Annotated in this window: 2 pseudogenes; both read left to right on the forward strand. The window is 42.7% G+C overall.

From position 1 onward, the window contains the following. Positions 1-243: 243 nt before the first annotated feature. Positions 244-394 (forward strand): annotated as a pseudogene (locus tag HMPREF2619_RS11780) (YSIRK-type signal peptide-containing protein); the annotation flags it as partial. A 227-nt stretch (positions 395-621) separates the two neighbouring features. After that, positions 622-6819, forward strand: a pseudogene (bgaA, locus tag HMPREF2619_RS03405) (LPXTG-anchored adhesin/beta-galactosidase BgaA); the annotation flags it as partial.

Genomic DNA, 6819 nt, shown 5'->3' on the forward strand with positions numbered 1-6819 from the left:
GAAATCGAGACTTTGTCTATCGATTTCTGTTCCACCGCCTTTTTTAGTAAAACCATTCACTAAATGTACATTCAGATTTTTAAACTTTTCTACAAATTATAGAAAAAAGAATCAAAAGTATGATTTTTATGCTGGCAGTATTGAAGTTTCTTATATTATTTTATAAAATAGAAGCAAAATACTACTGAAAAAGTAGAGCGCTTACATAAAAATGGAAGCGGTTACGAATATAAGGAGGATCTTATGGGAAAAGATCATTGGAATCGAAAAAGAGTGTATAGTATCCGAAAATTTACCATTGGAACTTGCTCTGTAGTCATCGGCACTTGCTCAGTCTTATTTGGAGCAAGTGTGGCTAGTGCAAGCTCAGTTTCAGCTGATGAAACTCCAATTGCAGTTGCTACAGAAAAAGTAGGGGATGAGTCTCATAAAGAGGACCTTGGTGAAACAGCAAGTCCAGAACTTCAAGCATCAACCGAATCAGCTGCAAGTAAAGTTGCTACACCAACTCATGAAGTTGAAAAAACACAGGACGACCAAACTGTACAATCAGATTCTGACAAAAAAGAGGATTCCATCTTAGATAAGAAACCTCAAGCAATTACTCAAGATCAATCTGCTCAAACGGAAAAACCGGACCTAAAACCGGCTACCAGTGAGGAGGTAAATCAATTGGTTGAGGACCGTAAAGTAGAATTTAACCAAAACTGGCATTTTAAACTCAATGCTAATGCCAAAGACGCCATCAAACCAGATGCAGATGTATCAAGCTGGAAGAAATTAGACCTTCCTCATGACTGGAGTATCTACAATGACTTCGATCATGATTCTCCTGCCCAAAATGAGGGTGGACAACTCAATGGTGGTGATGCTTGGTATCGCAAGACCTTTAAACTAGATGAAAAAGACCTTAACAAGAATGTTCGTATCACCTTTGATGGGGTTTATATGGATTCGCAAGTCTATGTAAACGGTCAGCTAGTTGGTCACTATCCAAATGGTTACAACCAATTCTCTTATGACATCACTGATTATCTCAATAAAGACGGTCGTGAAAATGTCGTAGCTGTACATGCGGTTAATAAACAACCAAGTAGCCGTTGGTACTCAGGAAGTGGTATTTACCGCGATGTTACCCTTCAAGTCACAGATAAGGTTCATGCTGAGAAAAATGGAACAACTATCTTAACACCAGACCTTGAAAAACAACAAAATGGTAAGGTTGATACTCATGTAACAAGTAAGATTGTCAATACAGATGACAAAGATCATGAAATTGTTGCTGAATACCAAATTATCGAAAGAAATGGTCAAGCAGTAACGGACGTGGTTCGTACAGATAGCCAAGTCTTGAAAGCTCATCAATCAACTAGTCTAAATGCTATTTTGCAAGTTGAGAAACCAAAACTTTGGACAGTTCTTAACGACAAGCCAGCCCTTTATGAGTTGGTGACTCGTGTTTATCGTGATGGTCAATTGGTTGATGCTAAGAAGGACTTGTTTGGTTACCGTTACTATAACTGGACACCAAATGAAGGCTTCTCTTTGAATGGTGAACGCATTAAATTCCATGGAGTTTCTCTTCACCATGACCACGGAGCTCTAGGAGCTGAAGAAAACTATAAGGCAGAATACCGTCGTCTGAAACAGATGAAGGATATGGGTGTGAACTCTATCCGTACAACCCACAACCCAGCTAGTGAGCAAACTTTGCAGATTGCTGCAGAACTAGGTTTGTTGGTCCAAGAAGAAGCCTTTGATACTTGGTACGGTGGTAAGAAACAGTATGACTACGGCCGTTTCTTTGACAAAGACGCCACTCACCCAGATGCTAAAAAAGGTGAAAAATGGTCTGACTTTGACCTACGTACAATGGTCGAGAGAGGTAAGAACAACCCTGCTATCTTCATGTGGTCTATCGGTAATGAAATCGGTGAAGCAGACGGTAAAGCTCGTTCTCTAGCGACTGTTAAACGCTTGGTGCAAGTGATCAAGGCTGTTGATAAGACACGCTATGTCACTATGGGAGCAGACAAGTTCCGTTTTGGTGATGGTAGTGGTGATCATGAAAAGATTGCCAACGAACTTGATGCGGTTGGATTTAACTATTCAGAAGACAACTACAAGAAGCTTCGTGCGAAACATCCAAATTGGTTGATTTACGGTTCAGAAACTTCTTCAGCAACTCGTACTCGTGGTAGCTATTTCCGTCCAGAAAGTGAGCTAGTTCACAGTAACCAAGCATATCGTCATTATGAGCAGTCAGACTACGGTAATGACCGTGTTGGTTGGGGTAAAACAGCAACTGCATCTTGGACTTTTGACCGTGACAATGCAGGTTATGCAGGTCAGTTTATCTGGACGGGTACCGACTATATTGGTGAGCCTACTCCATGGCACAACCAAAACAACACACCAGTTAAGAGTTCTTACTTTGGTATCGTAGATACAGCCGGAATTCCTAAGAATGACTACTACTTGTACCAAAGCCAATGGGTTTCTGCACAGAAGAAACCAATGGTTCACCTCCTTCCTCACTGGAACTGGGAAGACTCTAGTCTAAAAGAGAATGTAGCGGATGCAGATGGTAAGATTCCTGTTCGTGCATTTTCAAACGCTGCAAGTGTGGAATTGTTCTTGAATGGTGAGTCCCTAGGTAAGAAAACCTTTAACAAGAAACAAACAAGTGATGGCCGTACTTATCAAGAAGGTGCCAATCCCAAAGAACTATACCTTGAGTGGAAGGTTGCTTATCAACCTGGAACCTTGGAAGCAGTAGCCCGTGATGAGGCAGGTAATGAAATTGCTCGTGATAAGGTTACGACTGCTGGTGAGCCTGCAGGTGTTCGCTTAGTCAAAGAAGAAAATGCTATCGCAGCAGACGGGAAAGACCTCACTTATATCTACTACGAAATCGTTGATAGCGCTGGCAATGTAGTTCCTACTGCTAATAACCTTGTGCGCTTCCAGTTGCATGGTCAAGGTCAAATTGTCGGTGTGGATAACGGTGAACAAGCTAGCCGTGAGCGTTACAAAGAACAAGCAGACGGTTCATGGATCCGTAAGGCCTTCAATGGTAAGGGTGTTGTCATTGTCAAATCAACTGAGCAAGCTGGTAAATTTACCTTGACTGCCCACTCTGATCTCTTGAAATCTGATCAAACTACTATCTTCACAGGTAAGAAAGACCAAGCAGAAAAAACAGTTTTGGGTACAGAAGTTGCTAAAGTCCGTACCGTTATCGGTCAAGCACCAAAAATGCCTAAGAAAGTAGCCTTTATCTACAGTGATGGCAGTCGTGCCAAACTTCCAGTCGAATGGTCAGCAGTTGATGTCAATGAACCAGGAATTGTGACTGTTAAAGGTGTGGCAGACGGACGAGACGTCGAAGCGCGTGTTGAAGTCTTGGCTCTCGAAGCAGAATTGCCTGTAGTCAAGAGAATCGCTCCAAATACAGACCTAAATTCAGTTGACAAATCTGTTTCTTACGTATTATCAGATGGTACTGTAGCAAGCTATGATGTTGATAAGTGGGAAATTGCAGCTGAAGATCAAGCTAAACTAGCAATCCCAGGCTCTCGCATCCAAGCAAAAGGTATTTTAGAAGATGAAGAAATCGCTGCGACCTTGGTAGTTGCAGAAGGGGAAGCTGCTAATCCAGTAGTTCCAAGTGTAACTGTGGCAGATCAAGCGGTTGAAGGTCTTTCAACTGACCAACCTGTAAAATACCACAAGCTTGCTTATGGCGTAGCTTTGCCAGAGGTTAAAGCTACGGCTGAAAATGCTCAAGTGACAGTTATTCAAGCTAATGAAGCAAATGGTATGCGTGCAAGCATCCATGTTCAACCAAACGATGGTGGCCCGCTACAAACCTATGCTATCCAATTCCTACAAGAGGCTCCACAAATTGAACGTTTGAGCCTAGAAGTTGAAAATGCAGCTGCTTTGAAAGAGGACCAAACTGTCGGTATCAAGGTCTTGGCTCACTACCAAGATGGTACTCAGGCAGTCTTGAAGGCTGACAAGGTTACCTTCTCAACTACAGGTGAGGGAGATGTAGCCGTTCGTAAAGGTATGCTTGAATTGCACAAACCTGGTCAAGTAACTCTGAAAGCTCAGTTTGAAGGAGCAGAAGGTCAGATTGACTTGAACATTCAAGCTAATACTGAAGATAAAGTCGTCCAAGCCATCCGTCCAGTTAGTGTCGTGACAGGTTTGAACCAAGAACCAAGTCTCCCAGCTACAGTAACTGTAGAGTATGACAAAGGATTTCCAAAGGTTCACAAGGTGACTTGGCAAGCAGTTGCTAAGGAAGACCTTGCTAAATACCATAGCTTTGATGTTCTTGGTAAAGTAGAAGGGCTTGAAAAAGAAGCTCATGCTAAGGTATCTGTTGAAGGTATCATTGCTGTCGAAGAAGTGAGCGTAACAACTCCAGTTGCAGAAGCTCCTCAACTACCAGAGAGTGTTCGGACTTATCACTCAAATGGCCAAGTATCTTCAGCTAAAGTAACTTGGGACGCAATTGAACCAAGCCAATACGCACAAGAAGGCAAGTTTACTGTGACAGGACATGTCGAAGGTACTCAACTACCAACCAAACTTCATGTTCGTGTGTCTTCACAGACAGAAACTGGTGCTAATATTTCTGACCAGTGGACTGGTTCAGAATTGCCACTTGCCTTTGCATCAGACTCAAATCCAAGTGATTCAGTAGCAAATGTCAATGACAAACTAATCTCATATAATAACCAACCAGCAAACCGTTGGACAAACTGGAACCGTACAAGTGAAGCTTCAGTAGGAATTCTCTTTGGTGACTCTGGTATCATGTCTAAACGTTCAGTTGATAACCTCAATGTCGCCTTCCACGAAGACCACGGTGTTGGTGCACCTAAATCCTATGTCATCGAATACTATGTCGGTTCAGCAACTCCAACAGTTCCTAAGAATCCAAGTTTCGTAGCACGCGAAGATCATGTCTTCAATGACGATAAAAACTGGAAAGAAGTAACAAATCTCAAGGCTCCAGATCAAGTAAGAGCTGGAGAAATGACCCACTTTAGCTTTGATAAAGTCAACACTTACGCAGTTCGTATCCGCATGGTTCGACCAGATGGTAAATGGGGAACTTCTATTACAGAAATGCAAGTCTTCTCTAAACAGGTAGCAGCAGCTAAGAAAGCTCAAGCACAAATCCAAGTGGATGGAAAAGAATTGCCAAACTTTAACCCAGGCTTGACTGACTACTATCTAGAAGCTAGCCAAGGAAAAGCTCCAGCAGTTACAGCAAGTGTTACTGAAAATGGTATTGCAACAGTTGTACCAAGCGTACGTGAAGGAGATCCAGTCCGTGTTGTTGTCAAGGCTGAAAATGGAGATATATTGGGTGAATACCGTCTCCACTTCACAAATGATAAAGATTTGCTCGCAAGCAAACCTGTTGCTGTTGCAAAATCATCTCGCTTGGTTGCTAAAGGACAAACCCTTGAGTTACCAGCAAAAGTTCCTGTCTACTTCACAGGAAAATCTGACTATGAAGTGAAAGACTTGGCTGTTGACTGGGAAGCAGTTCCAGCAGAAAATCTAACAAAAGCAGGTGAATTTACAGTTCATGGTCGCGTTTTGGGTACTGATTTGACTGCTGAAGTGGCTGTACGTGTGACAGACAAACTCGGTGAAAACCTTTCAGACAACCCAGACTTCGATGATGATAGCAACCGTTCATTTGCCTCAGCAACTAACGATATTGATCCAAACTCTCATGACCGAGTGGACTATGTTAACGATGGTTCAGATGATGAAACTCGTCGTTGGACTAACTGGTCTCCAACTCCGTCTGATAATCCAGAAGTTTCTGTAGGGGTTATCTTTAGAGAAGCTGGCAAGATTGTTGAACGTACAGTAGCTGAAGGAAGCATTCGATTCTTTGCAGATGGTGGAACAGACGCCCCTTCTAAACTCGTCCTAGAACGCTATGTTGGCCCAGAATTTGATTCACCAGAATATTACTCTAACTACCAGCCATACGATCCAGAACATCCATTCAACACTCCTTCTAACTGGGAGAAAGTTGAATACCGTGCTGATCAAGAGGTTCAAGCAGGAACTGACATCCATGTAACCTTTGCACCGGTCAAAGCTAAAGCTATGAGATGGCGCATGGACAGAAAAGCAGACAAGAAGGGTGTGGCTATTACTGAAATGGCCTTTATCGCACCAAGTGAAGCTCCTAAAGACAATACAGCTTCTAAACTTCTAGTAGATGGTAAAGAGCTTGCTGACTTCTCTGAAGCTCGTGTAGATTACCAAGTAACCTATAGTGGAACTCGTCCTAAAGTGACAGTGGAAGCTGGTGAAAACGTAGCAGCGACTGTTGTTGATAGTGGGGATGACAAACTTCCAGTCTTGGTACGTCTTGTTTCAGAAAGTGGTAAACACGTCAAGGAATACCGTATCCAATTGACTAAAGAAAAGGTTGAAACTGGAAAAGTTGCCCCAGCTGTTCAGGAAGAACTCCCTAGCCTAGAAGTGGTAGAAGAAGCAATCAGCTTCAAGTCTATTAAGCAAGATGATCCAACCCTAGCAGAAGGTGAAACTCGCGTTTCTCAGGCAGGTCGTGAAGGTAAAGAACGCATCCTGACTGAAGTAGCAGTAGATGGAAGCCGTACTGAAAAACTTCGCGAAGTTGTTGAAGCAGCACAAGATGAGATTGTCTTAGTCGGAACTAAGAAAGAAGTAGCTGGTAAAACTGATCCAGCTATCCACGAGGTTCCAGAATTCACAGGCGGTGTCAATGGAGCAGAAGCTGCTGTTCAT

The organism is Streptococcus sp. HMSC074B11 (assembly GCF_001808705.1).
Lineage (GTDB): Bacteria > Bacillota > Bacilli > Lactobacillales > Streptococcaceae > Streptococcus.